We start from the raw sequence: 18542 nt of genomic DNA, 5'->3' as shown, positions 1-18542 counted from the left end.
CCAAGGGCGGGTTGTGTGCGATGCGGTTTCACCTCACGCACCAACGGCTTCGTCAGCCGTTTCTTCTTCGGCCGCAAGCTCGTCTTCGGTGATCCAGCCGGCCTTAAGGCGAGCGGCCAGAACCATCTGCTCGGCATCGGCGCGCGAAACGCCGTGATTGGCCAGCACGCCGGGATAGACCTTGGTCTCGCCGTCCTTGCGTTCCTTCCAGCCGGTGAGGTCGTCGGCGGCATAGCCAGCGAAATCCTCGATCGTCTTCACGCCGTCCTCGCCGAGCGTCACCATCATGGCGGTGGTGACGCCGGGGATTTCGCGCAGATCATCCGAAACGCCCAGCACCTTGCGCTTCTCGTCGTGCTCGGCCTCGATCTTCTCCAGATACTCGCGGGCGCGGGTCTGGATTTCAGAGGCGGTATCCTCATCGAAACCGTCGATCGAGGCGATCTCGCCGGCATCGACATAGGCGACTTCCTCGACGCTGGTGAAGCCTTCGGAAGCCAGCACCTGGCCGACCATCTCGTCGACATCGAGCGCTTCCATGAACAGTGCCGAGCGCTCGACGAATTCCTTCTGACGGCGCTCGGATTCCTCTGCCTCGGTCAGGATGTCGATGTCCCAGCCGGTGAGCTGCGAGGCAAGGCGCACGTTCTGGCCGCGGCGGCCGATGGCCAGCGACAGCTGATCGTCGGGAACCACCACTTCGATGCGCTCCGCATCCTCGTCGAGCACGACCTTGGCGACTTCCGCCGGCTGCAGTGCATTGACGATGAAGGAGGCGGCCGAAGGTGACCACGGAATGATGTCGATCTTCTCGCCCTGCAATTCGCCGACGACGGCTTGGACGCGGCTGCCGCGCATACCGACGCAGGCGCCGACCGGGTCGATCGAGCTATCACGCGAGATGACGGCGATCTTGGCGCGCGAGCCCGGGTCGCGGGCGACCGACTTGATCTCGATGATGCCGTCATAGATCTCCGGCACTTCCATGGTGAAGAGCTTGGCCATGAACTGCGGATGGGTGCGCGACAGGAATATCTGCGGGCCGCGCTGCTCGCGGCGCACGTCGTAGACATAGGCACGGACGCGATCGCCGTATTTGTAGTTTTCGCGTGGGATCAGCTCGTCGCGGCGGATGATCGCCTCGCCACGGCCGAGGTCGACGATGACGTTGCCGTACTCGACGCGCTTGACGGTGCCGTTGACGATCTCACCGATACGGTCCTTGTACTCATCATACTGGCGGTCGCGCTCGGCCTCGCGCACCTTCTGCACGATGACCTGCTTGGCCGACTGGGCGGCGATACGGCCGAAATCCATCGGCGGCAGCTGTTCGGCGATGAAATCGCCGAGCTGGGCATCGGGATTACGCTCACGGGCCGAGGAAATGGCGATCTGGGTAGCGTAGTCGTCCACTTTCTCGACCACTTCCATCAGCCGCTGCAGCTTCATCTCGCCGGTGTTCGGGTTGATGTCGGCGCGGATGTTGGTCTCCTGGCCATAACGCGAGCGTGCCGCCTTCTGGATCGCATCGGCCATGGCGGCGATGACGATCGACTTGTCGATCGACTTTTCACGCGCGACCGCATCGGCAATCTGCAGCAGTTCAAGTCTGTTGGCGCTTACAACCATGTTCTTTCTCCCGAGCCTGTTCGCCGGACCTTTGCGCCCGGCAGCTCAATCAAATTTCCTGTTCGTGTTCTTCCGTGGCGTCCAGTTCCGCACCCTCGGACACATCGTCGTCCGGTTCACCGCGGCGTCTCTTGGCTTCCTTGCGCGCCCTGTTGTCCTTCGACAACGCTTCGCGAATGAGGTCGTCGGTCAGGATCAGCCGGACATCGGCAATGGTGTCATAGGGCACGCGCACCGTCGGCTCCTCACCATAGGCCGCCTTGTCGCGCTCAATCAGCACGTCGTTCTCACCGGCCTCGGCGATCTTGCCCTTGAAACGCTTGCGGTCAGCGACGACGACCGATGTCTCCATCTTCACCAGATGACCGGTCCAGGTCACGAAATCCGATTTGCGCACCAAGGGCCGGTCGATGCCGGGCGAGGAAACTTCGAGATGATACGCCTTTTCGATCGGATCATCGACGTCGAGCGCCGGCGACACCGCGCGGCTGACCTCTTCGCAATCCTCGACGGTCATGGTGCCGTCCTCACGCTCGGCCATGATCTGCAGCGTCAGCCCGTTCTGGCCGGACAGATGCACGCGCACGAGGCGAAAACCGATGCCGCGCAGCACCGGCTGGACGATCAGCGCAATGCGCGCATCGATGCCGCTTTCGCGGATGATGCGGTCGTCACCTTCGCTTGCCGTTGCAGTCATCAATTGCCTGTTGTTCGTTTCGAACCTATCGGCAGGTAATAAAAAAGAGCGGGACCGGGTGGACCCACTCTTCGTCATCCCGACCAAGAATTTGAGGTCGATATAAACGATCCGGGCTGGTGTTTCAAGCCCGCAGTGCCGGCCTGTCGTAAGCACATGAGTTGTCCGGATTAGGTAGCACATGAGTTGTCCGGTTCTCATCCCCAGCCAATGGAGGCTGGGGATGGCACGGACAGCATGGCTACAGGGCCGGAGAATGCAGAAGTTAGGGATGTATTGAGCCGCTGGGATCGCGGCGATTTGTCGATGATCCCGGCTCCCGGCAAGTTGCCGCAGCCGTTGCCGGTCGGGCGGGCTTACGTCCTGATGAAGGTAAGATAGGCCGGCCGGCGACCCTCGCGAATGGCCTTGGCCTCATAGCGCGTGCCGGGCCAGCCCTCATAGCAGCGATGCCAGTCCGCCGCCTCATCCGCCTGCCATGCGAAGGCGCCATGCGCCCGGCAATGCAGCAAGGTCCAGTTCACATAGGTGTCGATATCCGACGCGAAGCGGAATTTCGAGCCCGGCTTCAGGACGCGCGCGAAACGGTCGAGATTGACCGGGCTGACGAAACGCCGCTTCCAGTGCTTCTTCTTCGGCCAGGGATCGGGATAGAGAAGGTCGATGCCGTCGAGCGAGGCCGGCGGCAGCCAGTCAAGCAACTGGGTGGCGTCGTCGTCGTAGACCCTGAGATTGGCCAGCGGCGCTGCCCGCACCGCCATCATCATCTTGGCCATGCCGTTGACGAAGGGTTCTACGCCGATGAAGCCGATCGTCGGCGCCTCGGTCGCGCGGTGCAGAAGATGTTCGCCGCCGCCAAAGCCGATCTCGAGCCGAACCGCCGAAACCGCGGTTTTGAACAAGGTTCGCAATTCCGACGGCGCTTCAGCCGTCAGATCGAGCCGGTAGGCGCCGAGGCCGCTTTCCAGCGCCGCCGCCTGCTGCGGGCGAACGGGCTTGCCGCGCCGACGGCCGAAGAAGGCTTCGGTCGTACGGCTTGGCCTGTCTTGCTGGCTCATCTGGGTCGCGTGGTCTGTCGTGGCGATCAGGCCGCGACAGCATCCTTGAGCGCCTTGGCGAGATCTGTCTTTTCCCAGGAGAAAGATCCGTCGCGGCCGGCCTTGCGGCCGAAATGGCCGTAAGACGACGTCTTGGCGTAGATCGGCTTGTTGAGATCGAGATGACGGCGAATGCCTGACGGCGACAGGTCCATCACGGTGCGCAGCGCGTCCTCGAGCTTTGCCTCATCGACCTTGCCGGTGCCATGCAGGTCGACATAGACCGACAGCGGCTGGGCGACGCCGATGGCATAGGAAAGCTGGATGGTGCAGCGGTCGGCGAGCTTCGCCGCCACGACGTTCTTGGCCAGGTAGCGCGCCGCATAGGCGGCCGACCGGTCGACCTTGGTGGTGTCCTTGCCGGAGAAGGCGCCGCCGCCATGGGGAGCCGCGCCGCCATAGGTGTCGACGATGATCTTGCGGCCGGTCAGGCCGGCATCGCCGTCCGGACCGCCAATGACGAACTTGCCGGTCGGGTTGATGTACCACATGCAGTCGTCAGCGATCTTGAGGTCACCCAATGCCTCGCGGATATAGGGTTCCACGACCTTGCGGACCTTCTTGGAATCCCAGCTCGAATCGAGATGCTGGGTCGACAGCACGATCTGCGTCGCCTCCGCGGCCTTGCCGTCGACATAGCGGACTGTGACCTGGCTCTTTGCATCCGGCCCGAGCTTGCCAGCCTCGCCGTTGTTTTCGTGACGGGCGGCGGCCAGAAGCTCAAGGATCTTGTGGCTGTAGTAGATCGGCGCCGGCATCAGGTCCGGCGTCTCGCGGCAGGCATAGCCGAACATGATGCCCTGGTCGCCGGCACCTTCCTCGCCCTGACGGTCGGCGGCGTTGTCCACGCCCTGGCCGATATCAGGCGACTGGCCATGCAGCAGGACCTCGATCTTGGCCGTCTTCCAGTGGAAGCCGGCCTGCTCGTAGCCGATCTCGCGGATCGCCTTGCGGGCGACGGATTTGAACTTCGCCGGATTGACGACCGGATGGCCCGCGGCGTCCTTGAGGACGTTGCCGGCCTTATCCTTCTTCAAGAGTGTCTCGGGAACGCGCACCTCGCCGGCGATGACGACACGGTTGGTGGTCGCGAGCGTCTCGCAGGCGACACGGACTTTCCACGGGTCCATGCCGGTCTTCTTGGCTTCACGATAGACCAGATCGACAATTTCGTCGGAGATCCTATCACAGACTTTGTCGGGATGGCCCTCGGCAACGGATTCCGAGGTAAAGAAGTAGTTCTGCCGCGTCACGGGTGTCCCCTCTTGAAAAACGATCGGCAGGCTGCCGATTTTGGCGCGCCACGTGTTAGCGGGGCGGAGCGCTGCTCGTCAAGCGTTGCCGCGGGTCTGGCCTGAATGTCGGAAGCGATATCTTGTGCCACCGGCGGTGCACGCCGCCGGTGCGAAGCGCACCGCCGATCAGTCGAGATCGCCCTCGGCGAGCGATTTCACCAGGTCTATGATCCTGCGGCGCACCTTGACGTCGGCGATCTTGACAAAGGCCCGGTTGAGCTGAAGCCCTTCGGGACTGCCGCAGAATTCGACGGCGAACGCCATCGAGCTATCCTCGGCAAAGCCGCGGTTGGCGGTCAACTCCTGGCCCGGCGCATCCTCGAAAAAGAAGGCGACGGGCACGCCGAGTATCGAAGCTATCGCCTGCAGCCGGCTGGCACCGACGCGATTAGTGCCCTTTTCATATTTCTGGATTTGCTGAAACGTGATGCCGAGATTCTCGCCCAGCTTTTCCTGGCTCATTCCGAGCATATTGCGGCGAAGCCGAACCCGACTTCCAACGTGAATATCGATGGGATTGGGTTTCTTCTTGTTTTCTTCTGTCATTTTTTCCTCGCCGAATTTTTTCGGCTTTGTGTTTTTTCCTGCCCAAACAAAGCCGGAGGCGACTGCCCCAACAGAACGATTCACCGGCTTCGAGAAATTTTCAGGCCGTACAGTATGAGTTTCTAATGTGCCAACTGTCAATTCACCCGTAGCTTTTGCCTTACGTTCAACAGCAGCCCCACCAGCGCAAACAGCAACATGATCAGCATTCCGTTAATGCGCCGCTGGTTGGGCGAAATCACCGTCTGTTCGGAAACGGGCACCTTCACATCGATGACCCCGCGCGCGTCGATCGCCAGCGCATCGACGACGCGGCCATGCGTGTCGACAACGGCCGAGATGCCGTTGTTGGCAGCACGCAACAAGGGCAATCCGTTCTCCACCGCGCGAATCTGGGCCTGCCTGAAATGCTGATACGGTCCCGGCGTGTCGCCGAACCACGCATCGTTGGTAACGTTCACAATAAGCTGCGCTGACGTAGCGTCAACTGCCACCAGATCGGGAAAGATCACCTCATAACAGATAAATGGCAGGGCACGAATGCCACCCGGCAGCGCGATGGGATGACGCTCGTTGCCGGCCGTGAACGTCAGCGGCCCGGCGACGAGCTGTTCGATGCCGAAACGGCCGAGCAGGTCGGCAAAAGGCAGGTACTCGCCGAACGGCACCAGATGGACCTTGTCCACGGCATCGGCGATTTCGCCCTTGTCGTTGATCGCCACAACGGAGTTGTAGTAGCGGCTGTCGGTGCTGGCTGCCGAGCCGCCCTCTTCACGCACGACGCCGGCGATCAGCATCTGGCCGTCGCCCAGCATGTCGCCCAGCGCCGTCAAGGCATCGGGGCGCTCGGTGAAAAGGAACGGCACCGAGGTTTCCGGCCAGAGAATCAGTTGCGGTTTTTCGTGACCTGGGTCCGGCGCTTTGGCGGACAGGCCCAGCAAGGTGGCGAAGATGCGGTCGCGCACCGAGGCGTCCCATTTTTCCGACAGGTCGACGGCCGGCTGGACGATGCGGACATTGAGACTGCGCGTCGCCGGCTTTTCGGGGGCCGTGAGCCTGACATAGCCAAAGCCGACATGGGCTGCGGCGAGTATGACAAACAGCGTGGCGCCCAGCCGAAGATGCCGGCGCGTCGCCAGCAGCGCCGGCAGTGCGAAAAGGAAGACCGCGAGCGCGTTCATGCCGATCATGCCGGTCACCGAGACGCTCTGCATCAAAATAGGTACAGGCATCGCCGCGTAGCCGACGGCATTCCAGGGAAAACCGGTGAACAGGAAGCCGCGCAGCCACTCCGCCAGCGCAAAACCGAAGGCAAGGCCGGCGATACGGCCGATATCGCTGCTCCACAGGAGCCGGGCGACCATCGTTGCGAAGCCATAGAAAAATGCGAGCGCGAAAGGAATGCCGACCACAGCGAAAGGAAGCGCCCAGGCAAAGTCGTCGGCCTCGACCAGCAGCGCCGAGCCGATCCACCAGAGGCCGGCGAGGAAATAGCCGAAGCCGAACCACCAGCCGACGGCGAAGGCCGGCCGCAGGCGCCGCAACAGGCTGCCGGAGGCTTCGCCGGTCGCGCCGTCGAGCAGCCAGACCAGCACCGGAAACGAAATGAAACAGGCGGCGAAGAAATCGTAAGGCGCCTGGCCCAGCACCGCCAGCACCCCGGCGAAAAAGGCCACCAGCGCGCGGCGCCAGCCCCAGAGCAGAATTATCCGACCGGCAAGGCGCACCATGAATACTTCCGAGTCGCTAGAATCAGGACGCAAGATTTATCAGGCCGCGGCCTGCAATCCAAACGCCGGCGCCATCACCCGGCTGCGCTCTACCGGTGCCAGCCTTCGATGCGCAAGCCACCCAACCGCTCGGCTTCTTCACGGGAAACAGAACGGATTGGTTGCGTGAACGTCCAGATATGGCCTTCAGGATCGCGCGCCCGATACTGGCGTTCGCCGTAGAACTGGTCCGCCGGCTCCTGGATTATGGCAGCACCGGCCGCGCGGGCCTGCTCGCAATGTGCATCCAGGCCGTCTCTCAGCCTGATATAGACCGACTGCGTGTTCTTGCCGCCGACCGATGCGGGGCTCGCGACGTGATCGGCCCATTCGGAATCGACGATGATGTAGCCATCCCCGAACCGCATCTCGGCATGGACCAGTTTTCCATCGGCATCGCTGACCACCATGCTGCGCTCGAACCCGAAGGCCGCTTCGAGCCAATCCAGCGCCGCACGCGGGTCGCGGTAGAATACGCCAGAACCGAGGACCGGATGCTTGAACGGGTCCTCGACCGTCATGGCGCGGCAGCTTTTCAGGCCTGTTCGGTGCGCGCCGTGGCGCGCCGGCGGCGCTCGCCCTTCTGGCTCTGCACGATGCGGACACGCTTGACGCGGCGCGGATCGGCGTCAAGCACATGGAACTCGAAGCCGGGAATGGCCTGCACCACCTCGCCGCGCGCCGGCACGCGGCCGAGCGTGTTGAAGATCATGCCGCCAATGGTGTCGACATATTCGCCATGTTCACCCGCGGCGAAATCCTCGCCGATCATCTTGGCGACCTCGTCGATCTCGGCCTTGCCGTCGACGATGAACACGCCGTCACCGGTCTGGGTGATCATCGGCTCGTCGTCGTCGTGCTCGTCCTCGATGTCGCCGACCACCATCTCGACGATGTCCTCGAGCGAGACGAGGCCGTCCGTGCCGCCATATTCATCGATGACCAGGGCCATTTGCGTGCGCGTCGTCTGCATGCGGCCCATCAGGTCGGAAGCAAGCATCGACGGCGGCACGAACAGGACCTGGCGGATCAGGTTGAGCTCCCCGATGGTGCGCGCGAGGTCGACCTGGGCAAGATCGAGAACCGTGGCGACGGGCGTTTTGCGGGTCGTGCGGCCTTTCCTGACGCGCGCAATCTTGGTGATATGGGCCAGCACGTCGCGGATATGGACCATGCCGCGCGGGTCGTCGAGCGTCTCGGAATAGACCGGCATGCGGGAATGGCCGGATTGCTCGAACATGCCAAGCAAGTCACCAAGCGTCGTGGCGATCTCAACCGCCTCGATATCGGCGCGCGGTACCATGACGTCCTCGACGCGCACTTCGCGCAGGCGCAGGATATTGTTGAGCATGGCACGTTCGCCAGGCGAGAAGGATTCGACATCGCTTGTCGTTTCGGCGAGCGCGCCGGCGATCTCCTCGCGCAAGCTGGTGCCGTTGCGTTGCCGGAACAGGCCCAGCACGCGGTTGAACAGGGAGGGACCGGCAGGCGACGGGCCGATGGCGGCGCTGCCGGTGTTGGCAACACCAGCGGTAACGGTACTGGGACTTGATCCCTCTTCCGACGTATCGGAAGCCTTGATCGCACTGCCGGCATCGGGGCGGGCGGCAGTCTCTGGTTTGTCGTTCATCGTCGTCCGGTCAATTGATCTTTTTAGTTACGCGTAGGGATCAGGAATGGCAAGCCTTGCAAGCGCGGCGCGCTCGATGGCTTCCATCTCCTCGGCCTCGGCGTCGGTCTCGTGATCATGACCCATGAGATGCAGCAGGCCATGGATGACGAGATGGCAGATATGGTTCTCCAGCGGCTTGTCTTCCAGTGCCGCCTCGCGCGCCACGGTTTCGGCGGCAAGCACGATGTCGCCGAGCATCGGCGGCAGCGGACCACTTTTCACATGCGGAAAAGCCGGGAAAGACAAGACGTTGGTGGGCTTGTCCTTGCCGCGCCAGTCCGCATTCAAGCTACGGATATGGGCATCGTCGGAAAAAACAATGCTGAGTTCGGAACGACCCGTCACACCGGTCTCGGCGAAGGCGGCGTCAACCGCGCGATCGACCAGCCGCGTCAGGCTTGCTTCATCGGGCCAGTCGCCCGCTTCAACCGACATATCGATCTCGACGGGAACCGGAAGGCTCCCGCCTCCGGATATGTTGTCCTCAGGCATGAGGCCGCATCGTCACATCAATTCTCGGCGCCAAGGCCACGCGCCAGCTTGGTGTCCCGGTCATAGGCCCTGACGATTTCCGCCACCAGCGGATGGCGAACGACGTCGACGTCGTTGAAGCGCACGGTTACCGCGCCTGCCACACCGTCGAGCACACGCAAGGCTTCGACCAGGCCTGATTTGGTGCTCGGGGGAAGATCGATCTGGGTGGGATCGCCGGTGACGATCATGCGCGAGTTCTCGCCGAGACGGGTGAGAAACATCTTCATCTGCATCGGCGTGGTGTTCTGCGCCTCGTCGAGAATGACGGCGGCGTGCGCCAGCGTACGGCCGCGCATGAAGGCAAGCGGCGCGATTTCGATCACTTCGGCGGCAATCGCACGCTCGACCTTGTCGGCCGGCATCATGTCGTAGAGCGCGTCATAGAGCGGGCGCAGATACGGATCGACCTTCTCCTTCATGTCGCCCGGCAGGAAACCCAGCCGTTCGCCGGCCTCGACGGCCGGTCGCGACAAAATGATGCGTTCGACCATGCCGCGCTCGAGCAGCATCGCCGCATGCGCCACCGCCAGATAGGTCTTGCCGGTGCCGGCCGGACCGATGCCGAACACCAGTTCGGACCGCTCCAGCGCCCGCATATAGGCGTCCTGGTTCAGCGAGCGGGCATAGATGGTCTTCTTGCGGGTAGCGATCTGGGCGGCGGAGACCTTGCCCTTGCGCTCCAATGTCGGCAGCGTGAGCTGATCATCGGCGGCGACAGCCATGCGAACGGCACCGTCGACATCGGACTGGCCGATATCGACACCCTTCTGCAGGATGCCGTAGAGATTGTCCAAGGCGCGGCGTGCCTGTTCGGCGGCAGAAGCGGACCCCTTGATGGTCAGCTGGTTGCCGCGCGAGCGGATGTCGACGCCGAGCTTCTGCTCCAGCCGGGCGAGGTTTTCATCGAACTGGCCGTAAAGGGCGCTGGCAAGCTTGTTGTTGTCGAAAGTCAGAACGATGTGCGCCATGTCAGAAGCCCCGGATGCCGGTACCGGGGGCAGATTCTTCAGCTCCGCTGCGCTCAACCGTCTCTCCTCATCTGCCGAGACCCTCAGGCCAATTCGGCGAACAGGCTGTTGTAGCCCGTCTTCGTGATTCGCACCTTGATAATGTCACCGATTTCGCCCGCCATTTCATCAACAATAACCGGCTGCAGCCAAGGCGAGCGACCAACCTTCTGGCCGGCCTGGCGGCCGGGCTTCTCGATCAATGTATCTATGGTGCTGCCGACCAAACTCAAGCCGAAATCCTGCTGTTGTTTCAACAGCAGTGCCTGCAGGCGCTGCAGGCGCTCATCCTTGACCGCTTCCGGCACGTGGTCGGGCATGTCGGCGCCCGGCGTGCCGGGGCGCGGCGAATATTTGAACGAGAAGGCCGAGGCGTAGTTCACCTGGCGCACCAGCTCCATCGTCGCCTCGAAATCGGTTTCCGTCTCGCCGGGGAAACCGACGATGAAGTCGCCCGACAGCGCGATATCGGGACGGGCAGCACGGATGCGGTCGAGCAGCGCCAGATAGTCCCGCGCAGTATGCCTGCGGTTCATCGCCTTCAGAATGCGATCCGAGCCGGATTGCACCGGCAGATGCAGATAGGGCATCAGCGACGGCAGGTCGCGATGGGCCGCGATCAGTTCGTCGTCCATGTCGCGCGGATGGCTGGTGGTATAGCGCAGCCGCGCCAGGCCGGGGATTTCAGACAACCTGAACAGCAGGCGGCCTAGACCCCATTCCTGACCGTTCTCGCCCTCGCCATGCCAGGCGTTGACGTTCTGGCCGAGCAGCGTCACCTCACGCACCCCGGCATCGGCCAGGCGCTCGGCCTCCGCGACGATCTGCGCCACCGGCCGCGACACTTCCGAACCTCTGGTATAAGGCACGACGCAGAAGGTGCAGAACTTGTCGCAACCTTCCTGGACGGTGAGGAAGGCGGTGACGCCGCGCTTGATCACCTCGGCACGCTTGGGCTGCGGCAGATGCTCGAATTTGTCCTCGATGGCGTATTCGGTCTCGACGATCTTCTCGCCGCCGCGAACCCGGGCCAGCACGTCGGGCAGACGGTGATAGGTCTGCGGCCCGATGACCAGGTCGACGGCCGGGGACCGGCGGATGATCTCGGCGCCCTCGGCCTGCGCCACGCAGCCGGCGACGCCGATCAGCATCTCGCGGCCGGCGCTGGCGCGCTCGGCCTTCATGTCACGGATGCGGCCAAGTTCCGAATAGACTTTTTCGGCGGCTTTTTCCCTGATATGGCAGGTGTTGAGCAGCACCAGATCGGCCTCGCCGATGGCATCGGTCGCGGTATAGCCGTCGGCGACCAGCGCATCGGTCATGCGCTGTGAATCATAGACGTTCATCTGGCAGCCATAGGTCTTGATGAAGACCTTTTTCGCTGCCGTGGTGCGCACCGCCGGCTGTCCGGCCACGGTGCCGATGTCGTCGCTTTCAATCGTGTTCAAGTCCATCCGGCGGCTTCTAACGCCTTTCCGTGACAAAAAACAGACGATTCTGGCATGCGTCAGCTGACGCATGCCGGCGGCTAACGGCTCGGGAGCGGATCGGCGAGGGCCGCCTGCATCATCTCGCGCACCCGGCCTTCCATCAGCTTGGCCGTTTCCTTGCGGTTGGAACCCTTGGCAAAGGCGATCGGTTCGCCAAAATGCACCTCCACGTCGAGGGCGCCCTCGGCCATCAGCACCTTGAGATGCGGCATCAGGTCCTCGTCGCCGATCCAGGCGGCGATCGGGCGGTGGCGGCGGCCGAGTGGCACGCCGTGCAGCCGCGTGTAGGCGATCGCCACCGGCTGGATGAACACTTCCTGCGCGGCACCTTCCGAGATCGCCATCGAGGCGGCGCCGAACAGCGTGCTCTTGAAGGGCAGGACGACATTGCCGTCACCGGTCGACCCCTCCGCGAACAGCACCATGGCATCGCCCTTGGCCATCCGATTGGCGATCTCGCTGGCCTGGTCGCCCGAGGAGCGCTTGCGCTCGCGCTCGATGAAGACGGTGCGCTGCAGCTTCGACAGCATGCCGATCAGCGGCCAGCCTTCCATGTCGGCCCTGGCGATGAACTTCACATCGGCAAAAGAGCCCAGCACCATGATGTCGGTCCAGGAAATGTGGTTGGAAGCCACCAGCAAGGGCCGCTTGGCCGACAGCGTTCCCCTGACATGAATGCGCATGCCGAGCGCCCGGATGATCAGCCGGTGCCAGATCTTGAGGACGAAGGCTTCCGGCCACCAGCCCGTCTTCATCGACAGGATCTGCAGCGGCACGAGAACCAGCGACCCGACGACGACAAGGCCCAGCGCCAGGAAAATCCTGATTTTTCCGATCATATGTCCTGGCCCTACCCGATCCCTCGCTAGCGAAGATCGCGGCGCATGACAAGCGCGCCGGTCGGCCCGCGATCAGGCGACTGGTAGTAATCCGGGCGCTTGCCGACTTCCCGAAAACCCAGCCGACGATAGAGGGCGATCGCGGCGGCATTGGTCTCATCGACCTCGAGGAACAGGGCTTCGGCACGCTGCGAATGCAGTTCGCGCAGCACCGCGTCCATCAACTGCCAGCCCAGGCCCTGGCGGCGATGCGATCGCGCCACCGCGACGGTCAGGATTTCACCCTCGCCCGCGGCCAGCCGGGCGAGGACGAAGCCAACAGGCGGCTTGTCGCCCTGCCCGGTTTCGCGCGCGGCATAGCCAAAGACGGTGTCCTGTTCGAGCAAGGCAGCGAACTCACCGTCGGTCCATGGGCGGACAAAGTCCTCGCGGTGCAGCACCGAGACAGCGGGACTGTCGGTGACCCTGAGCGGTTCGAGCGCGTAGTCGCGGCGACGCGATTGAAGAAAAGGTATACGCATCAATTCTCGTTTTCTCGCCTGACCATGATCTGTGGACAAACGGGACCGTTTGTCCGCGAAAACCGGCTTCCACTTTTCGGGATCATGGTCTTTGCCTCGAAAGTATAAATCCGGCCTGTGGCTTGGCATCGGCACCGCGCAGATAAAGCGGCTTCGGCCTTTCGCCCTGTCCCTTTGCGGCAGCCAGCCGGGCGTAGGTGAGGATGTCGGCGGTTGCTGTCCGAGGCCCGATGTCGAAGGGGCGGCCGGCCGCTTCAGCGATCAGCGTCGCTGCCGTACCGGCGAGCACCGCGGAATGCTCCGACGCCATGGCTACCGCGTTCGCAAGCGTGGTCACCGCCGGACCGTAAGTCAAAACTGACATTTCATCATAGAGCGCGGCATGGATTTCCTCGCGTCCGGCATCGAGCGCCGCCAGCACGGCACGGCCTGGAAATGCGGTGGCCGCCTCGGCGGCCAGCGCCTCGAGGGTCGTCACCCCGATTGCCGGCACCTTGAGCGCCAGCGCCAGGCCGCGCGCGGTCGACACACCGACGCGCAGGCCGGTGAAGGAGCCGGGGCCAACGGAAACGGCAATGGCGCCAAGGCCGGCGTAGTCGGTCGCACCGACCTTCAACGCTTCGGCGATGACGGCCATCAGGTGCTCGGCATGGCCTTTGCCCAGATCGAGCACCGAACGGCCGAGCTCCCGCCCGACCGCCGCGTCGTAGACACAGGCGGCGCAGAGGCTGGCGGCACAGTCGATGGCGAGAACTTTCATGAAACGACCCGTTCGAGAAACAATTCCCTGTGCCCGCCATGGCGCGCAACCGCAAGGGTATAGTGTACAATTTGTTAAGCGGCTTCGGTTTGGCCTGGCGGAAGAGCTTATGCCGCCTGCTCTATGCGCAGCATGTGGTTGTCCCAGACATAGTCCGGTTCCGACCGCGTCCCACCATTGCCCTCGATGATCTCGCCGGCACCCGTGGTGGCCATGAAGCCGGCCCCGTCGGGCGCCACGCCGCAGACCTCCACCAGTGCGCTGGAGGAGACGACCCGTTCGCTGCCCGCATCGATCACGACCAGTGAATTACCTTCCGGCGAGGAAACGGCGACGGTACCGGCAACAGGATTGGCGGCGACCGAGCCGATATAGTTGCGGAAACCGGACAGCACGTCCTGCGGCATGTCGAGCAGCCGCAACTCCTTGCCCCGCGCCGCCAGCCCAACCAGCAGCGGACGATCGGTGCCGGGGCCCCGGTACTGGCAACCGAACCAGACGGCGCCCGTCTGGTCGGTATCCATGTGGCGGATCGACAATTGGTGCAGTGCAGCCGGCAATTCATGCTTTTCGACCAGGTCGCCGGTGACGCGGTCGACAAGGACGTAGGAGGGTTTCATCGTCGCAATGTTGAGCTCGGCGCGGCCATAGTCGGGATGGGTCTCGATGCCGCCATTGGCGACTGCGATCGTCCTGCCGTCGCCCAGCAGCAGAAGTTCGTGGGGACCCATGCCGTAGGTCGGGAATTCGCCGATGCGACTGAATTTCGCCCGCGCATCGTAGACGCCGACCACGCCGGCCGCGTTGTCGAAATCGTTCTCGGTGGCGTAGAGCAACGCGCCGTCGGGCGAGAACACGCCGTGACCGAAGAAGTGCCGGCCGGTGATGCTGGCGATGGTTTGCGGAGCGTCGCGCCCCGTGTGATCGAAAACGACGGCGAAGGTGCCGGGCTGGCGGGCGAAGACCACCGATCGCTTCGATATGGGATCGAAGGTGACGTCATGGCCGCGATCGGGCAAGTCGATCGCATGCAGAAGCTTGCCGGCCTCGGACAGGACGGCAGCGCCAAAACTGCCGTCGCGCTTGACGAAGGCGGTGGCGAAGACCGCGTCAGCAGCAAGCGTGTTTGCCCAGGCTGAGGGCGTCACGGCGGCGGCGAAGCCGATGCCGGCGGCCCTCAAGAAATCGCGGCGGTCGATGAGCAATCTCTTCATGCTCAGTCCCCATCCAGCGACGAGAAGCCGGCGGTCAGGCCGAATTCGGCGGTCAGCCTGGTGCCGATCAAGGTCGACAGGCTGGAGGTGATCAGGGCGAAATGCTCGAGTTTTTCACGCAGCGCCGGATCGGCGAGCGCCTTGTCGATCGGGCCCTGGACGGCCTTGGCGGTCGCCACGCCGTTGACCAGTTGGATGTGGATCGATTCCGCCATCCAATGCGCATCCGGCGGCAGCGCGTCGCCAAGCTTCGACACCTGGAACAGCGCATCGACACCGGCCAGATTTCCAGCCAGCGCTTTGGTGGTGTTTTGTGAACGCCAGTAGATCGCCTGTTTTGGCTTGTCGGCGTTGGGTCCGGCGCCCAGAAAACCCTTCAGGCGCACATCGCGGACCATTTCCAGCTCGTTGATGAAGACGCCGACCAGTTCGGTGACCGCCTCGTTGCCATCACGATAGAGCGCATTTTGCGGCCCCGGATTGGCCCAGAGCGCGGCGAAACCGTCCGGTTTGTTCCAGGCCGCGCTGACGTCGGCGGCGATGATTTCGATGTTGCCGGCAACGGCCGCACCATAGGCGCAGCGATAGGGTTCGTCCTTGCCCGTCAAGACATCGGCGCCGTCGCCGTAAAGCACGAATTCCAGCGCGCCGAGCCCCTGCATGGCAACGCTCTTGCCGGCGAGCTGGACAGGGTCGGTGGCGGCTGGATCCTTGTCCGACAACGCCGCCTGAACCTGTTTCAGACCGATGCTCTTGCGGTCCGGCCAGAACAGCATGCGCTCCAGCCTGTTGTTCTCCTTGATCGGCCCAAAACCGATGATCTCGGCCGATGACCAGGCATGGATGGTGGCCGAAAATTCGGCCCGCGCCGCATCAAGCTCCCCTTGCGACGGCGCCTCGCAGAGCTTGTGCATCGCTTTCACGAGGGCTTCCGTATGCTGGTGCAGGTCCTCATAGGCCGGTCGGATAAAGCCGTCGATCGCGCGCTGGATGACGTCAGAGGCTTTCACCGCGGCCGATGCGGGCAAGGCCCCCAGCAGGGTCAATGGGAGAACGAGGACCAGCGCGAAACGCTTCGGCATCAAAGTGACTCCAGGAATTTGACCAATGCATCGCGCTCGGTGGCGCCGGTGGCGGCAAAGCGGTCGCGCGCCTTCTGCGCCTCGCCACCATGCCACAGGATAGCCTCGACCAAAGAGCGCGCACGGCCATCGTGCAGATAGAAGGAATTGCCGTTGACCGTTTCGGTGAGGCCGATGCCCCATAGCGGCGGGGTGCGCCACTCATTGCCGGTCGCCTCGCCCACGGCCTGGCCATCGGCAAGATCTGGCCCCATGTCGTGCAGCAGGAAATCGGAATAAGGCCAGATCAACTGGAACGCCTGCGCCTTGTCAGGCGCATCGCGACGGGTGACGAATTTCGGCGTGTGACAGGCAACGCAGCCGATTTCGTAAAAGACCTTCTTGCCGGCGAGCACATCAGGTGAGGCGAGGCCGCGCCGCGCCGGCACAGCCAGGTTCTGTGAATAGAAGGTGACGAGATCCATTACCGGCGCCGGCGCCTCGGCCGGGCCGAGGCGCGCCTGCACGCCGTTGGGCATTGCGAGGCATTTTTCCTGCGCGGCGGTGCAATCACCCCAGTGTTTCGGCTCTTCCGGCGTCGAGATGCCGATATCGCCGGCAAAGGCATCCGCGGCCTGCTGGCGGATCGACGCCGCCTGCGCCTTCCAGCCGAAACGGCCAAGCGTCAGCTCGCCGCTCAGGTCATCACGCACGATGTTCGGCTTGCCGGAGATGCCATCGCCGTCCCTGTCGTCCGGGTCGGCATGGGCCAGAATGTCGGCCGGCGCAATCTGTTCGATCAGGCCAAGGCCGATCATCGGCGGCGTCAGGCGCGGCGACAGCGTGGTGCGCGGATCGAGCGGTCCATAGGCAAGATCGTCGACCGCGTAGGTGGGTTTGCGCAGGGAAATGACGGTGCCGTCCGTCAGCTCCACCTTACGTTCTTTATAGTCGACACGCATCCTGCCTTCACCCTTGAGGCCAGGCACGGCCAGTTCCTGCAACTGCGTGCCATAGACCGGGTCCGGGAGATTGAGCAGCCTGCGGTCGGCGAGCGCCGCCTTCTCTTCCGCGCTGCTTGCGTCACGCGCCAGCCGCAGGAACATCGAGGTGGTGCCGGCATCGCCTTGCGGCGGTCGGCCGCGGCCATCCTTCAGATGGCAGTTCTGGCAGGCGCGTTCGTTGAACAGGGGCCCAAGCCCATCCGAGGCCTGCGTCGAGGATGGCGACGACACCCAGTTCTTGCGGAAAAGCGCGTTGCCGAGCTTGAAGGTGCCTTCTTCCTCGAAGCTGATGTTGGCCGAGGATTGCGAGAAGGAATCACGGCTGACGTCCTTCCGCGAGGTGCCGGCGCCACCTTGCATCAGTTCGAAAGGCTCGGGTTTGGAGAAATCCGTGGTCGGCCTGCTGACGGCGGTGACGCGCGCCTGATCCTTGGCAGTGAGATCGGTGCGCGTGGTGGCGAGGCCAGCCGGTTGAAGGTCGCCGGCGATCGCGGAGGATGTCAGCGCCAGCACGAGAATAAGGCCATGCCGACCAGCCGGTATGGCTGGCGTTTTCCGAAGGCGCAGCGGACCCTTGGCCCGCCGCAAGCGGCGCAGGACGTCTAAGAGGCGCCGCATTCCCGCATATCCTTAGTCCGCCTCGTCCGCCGATGCGGCGTTGAGCTGGCCGTACTTCTCCTCGCCGATCGAGGCCAGGAGGTCGAGCTGCGTCTCGAGGAAGTCGATGTGGCCTTCCTCGTCGGTCAGCAGTTCCTCGAACAGTTTCATCGATACGTAGTCGCCCGCTTCATCGCAGATTTCGCGCGAGCGCTTGTAGGCAGTGCGCGCGTCATATTCACCGGCAAGATCGGATTCGAGCACTTCCTTGACGTTCTGGCCGATGCGCAGCGGCGCCACGGACTGCAGGTTGGGATGGCCTTCAAGGAAGATGATGCGGGCCACGAGCTTGTCGGCGTGGTGCATCTCCTCGATCGATTCCGCACGCTCCTTCTTGGCCAGCTTGGCGTATCCCCAATCCTCGAGCAGACGGAAATGTACCCAATATTGGTTGACGGCGCCGAGTTCCAGAAAAAGAGCCTCGTTAAGCCGCTCGATGACCTGTGGTTCGCCTTTCATGGGTTCTGCTCCCGTATTGGACGCGCAGGCCTCTGACGCGATCCAGATGTGAAACGATGTCCACGCCGCTCGCCTGCGAGCGGGCGTGGTAGTTCTCGGTGACCCGAATGATCGTTTCGACCACATTTGGGAAGCAGCCGCAACACCGACCCCGTTTGTGCATGGCGTGATAGACTTTCGCCGGCACGATGAGTTGCCAGGGATCCTGATCCAGCAGGCCGATGATCGTCTGCTCGATCTCCTTCTCGGTGATGATGTTGCAATGGCAGATCAGCATTTCGTCGCTCTGGC

General features: G+C 63.3%; 19 protein-coding genes. All 19 read right to left on the bottom strand.

Annotated features, from left to right (window positions below):
* Window positions 1–33 precede the first annotated feature (33 nt).
* On the bottom strand, window positions 34–1629 hold the full coding sequence (gene nusA, locus O7A70_RS04440) for a transcription termination factor NusA (RefSeq protein WP_337139265.1): 1596 nt from the start codon (window positions 1627–1629) through the stop codon (window positions 34–36).
* 49 nt (window positions 1630–1678) lie between these two features.
* A complete protein-coding gene (rimP, locus tag O7A70_RS04435; protein ID WP_337139263.1) occupies window positions 1679–2326 on the bottom strand; it encodes a ribosome maturation factor RimP in 648 nt (215 codons plus the stop codon).
* Window positions 2327–2682: 356 nt separating this feature from the next.
* Window positions 2683–3384 carry a tRNA (guanine(46)-N(7))-methyltransferase TrmB gene (gene trmB / locus O7A70_RS04430; RefSeq protein ID WP_337139260.1) on the bottom strand — a complete coding sequence of 234 codons (702 nt, stop codon included), beginning with the start codon at window positions 3382–3384 and terminating at the stop codon, window positions 2683–2685.
* A gap of 26 nt (window positions 3385–3410) precedes the next feature.
* Window positions 3411–4676, bottom strand: a complete 1266-nt coding sequence (gene metK, locus O7A70_RS04425; protein ID WP_140507658.1) for a methionine adenosyltransferase — start codon at window positions 4674–4676, stop codon at window positions 3411–3413.
* A 168-nt stretch (window positions 4677–4844) separates the two neighbouring features.
* On the bottom strand, window positions 4845–5264 hold the full coding sequence (locus tag O7A70_RS04420) for a helix-turn-helix domain-containing protein (RefSeq protein ID WP_027142040.1): 420 nt from the start codon (window positions 5262–5264) through the stop codon (window positions 4845–4847).
* A 137-nt stretch (window positions 5265–5401) separates the two neighbouring features.
* Window positions 5402–6994, bottom strand: coding sequence for an apolipoprotein N-acyltransferase (gene lnt / locus O7A70_RS04415; protein ID WP_337139258.1), 1593 nt, complete (start codon window positions 6992–6994; stop codon window positions 5402–5404).
* Window positions 6995–7083: 89 nt separating this feature from the next.
* Window positions 7084–7554: a VOC family protein gene (locus O7A70_RS04410; RefSeq protein WP_337139256.1), complete on the bottom strand. Its 471-nt coding sequence runs from the start codon at window positions 7552–7554 to the stop codon at window positions 7084–7086.
* Window positions 7555–7568: 14 nt separating this feature from the next.
* Window positions 7569–8663, bottom strand: coding sequence for a hemolysin family protein (locus O7A70_RS04405; protein WP_337106199.1), 1095 nt, complete (start codon window positions 8661–8663; stop codon window positions 7569–7571).
* 27 nt (window positions 8664–8690) lie between these two features.
* On the bottom strand, window positions 8691–9197 hold the full coding sequence (gene ybeY / locus O7A70_RS04400; protein ID WP_337139254.1) for an rRNA maturation RNase YbeY: 507 nt from the start codon (window positions 9195–9197) through the stop codon (window positions 8691–8693).
* A gap of 17 nt (window positions 9198–9214) precedes the next feature.
* Entirely contained in the window at window positions 9215–10207 is a 993-nt protein-coding gene (locus tag O7A70_RS04395; RefSeq protein ID WP_027142045.1) for a PhoH family protein, read from the bottom strand.
* An 83-nt stretch (window positions 10208–10290) separates the two neighbouring features.
* Window positions 10291–11700, bottom strand: a complete 1410-nt coding sequence (gene miaB, locus O7A70_RS04390; RefSeq protein WP_337139252.1) for a tRNA (N6-isopentenyl adenosine(37)-C2)-methylthiotransferase MiaB — start codon at window positions 11698–11700, stop codon at window positions 10291–10293.
* 74 nt (window positions 11701–11774) lie between these two features.
* The gene (locus O7A70_RS04385) at window positions 11775–12575 is read right to left on the bottom strand and encodes a lysophospholipid acyltransferase family protein (protein ID WP_337139250.1); all 801 of its coding nucleotides are present in this window, start codon (window positions 12573–12575) and stop codon (window positions 11775–11777) included.
* A gap of 26 nt (window positions 12576–12601) precedes the next feature.
* Window positions 12602–13096, bottom strand: a complete 495-nt coding sequence (rimI, locus tag O7A70_RS04380) for a ribosomal protein S18-alanine N-acetyltransferase (protein WP_337139248.1) — start codon at window positions 13094–13096, stop codon at window positions 12602–12604.
* An 82-nt stretch (window positions 13097–13178) separates the two neighbouring features.
* Window positions 13179–13856: a tRNA (adenosine(37)-N6)-threonylcarbamoyltransferase complex dimerization subunit type 1 TsaB gene (gene tsaB, locus O7A70_RS04375; RefSeq protein ID WP_337139246.1), complete on the bottom strand. Its 678-nt coding sequence runs from the start codon at window positions 13854–13856 to the stop codon at window positions 13179–13181.
* Window positions 13857–13963: 107 nt separating this feature from the next.
* Window positions 13964–15070, bottom strand: coding sequence for a DUF1513 domain-containing protein (locus O7A70_RS04370; RefSeq protein WP_337139244.1), 1107 nt, complete (start codon window positions 15068–15070; stop codon window positions 13964–13966).
* Window positions 15071–15072: 2 nt separating this feature from the next.
* The gene (locus O7A70_RS04365) at window positions 15073–16152 is read right to left on the bottom strand and encodes an imelysin family protein (RefSeq protein ID WP_337139242.1); all 1080 of its coding nucleotides are present in this window, start codon (window positions 16150–16152) and stop codon (window positions 15073–15075) included.
* Window positions 16152–17753: a di-heme oxidoreductase family protein gene (locus O7A70_RS04360; RefSeq protein ID WP_337139240.1), complete on the bottom strand. Its 1602-nt coding sequence runs from the start codon at window positions 17751–17753 to the stop codon at window positions 16152–16154. The genes O7A70_RS04365 and O7A70_RS04360 overlap by 1 nt, the downstream gene beginning before the upstream one ends.
* A 12-nt stretch (window positions 17754–17765) precedes the next feature.
* Window positions 17766–18251 carry a bacterioferritin gene (gene bfr, locus O7A70_RS04355; protein WP_027142053.1) on the bottom strand — a complete coding sequence of 162 codons (486 nt, stop codon included), beginning with the start codon at window positions 18249–18251 and terminating at the stop codon, window positions 17766–17768.
* Entirely contained in the window at window positions 18217–18528 is a 312-nt protein-coding gene (locus tag O7A70_RS04350; RefSeq protein ID WP_140507681.1) for a (2Fe-2S)-binding protein, read from the bottom strand. Before O7A70_RS04350 ends, bfr begins: the two co-directional genes overlap by 35 nt.
* Window positions 18529–18542: the final 14 nt, after the last annotated feature.

The organism is Mesorhizobium sp. Cs1299R1N1, from assembly GCF_037179655.1.
Classification (GTDB): domain Bacteria; phylum Pseudomonadota; class Alphaproteobacteria; order Rhizobiales; family Rhizobiaceae; genus Mesorhizobium; species Mesorhizobium salmacidum.
This window is presented reverse-complemented; position numbering and strand designations above follow the sequence as displayed.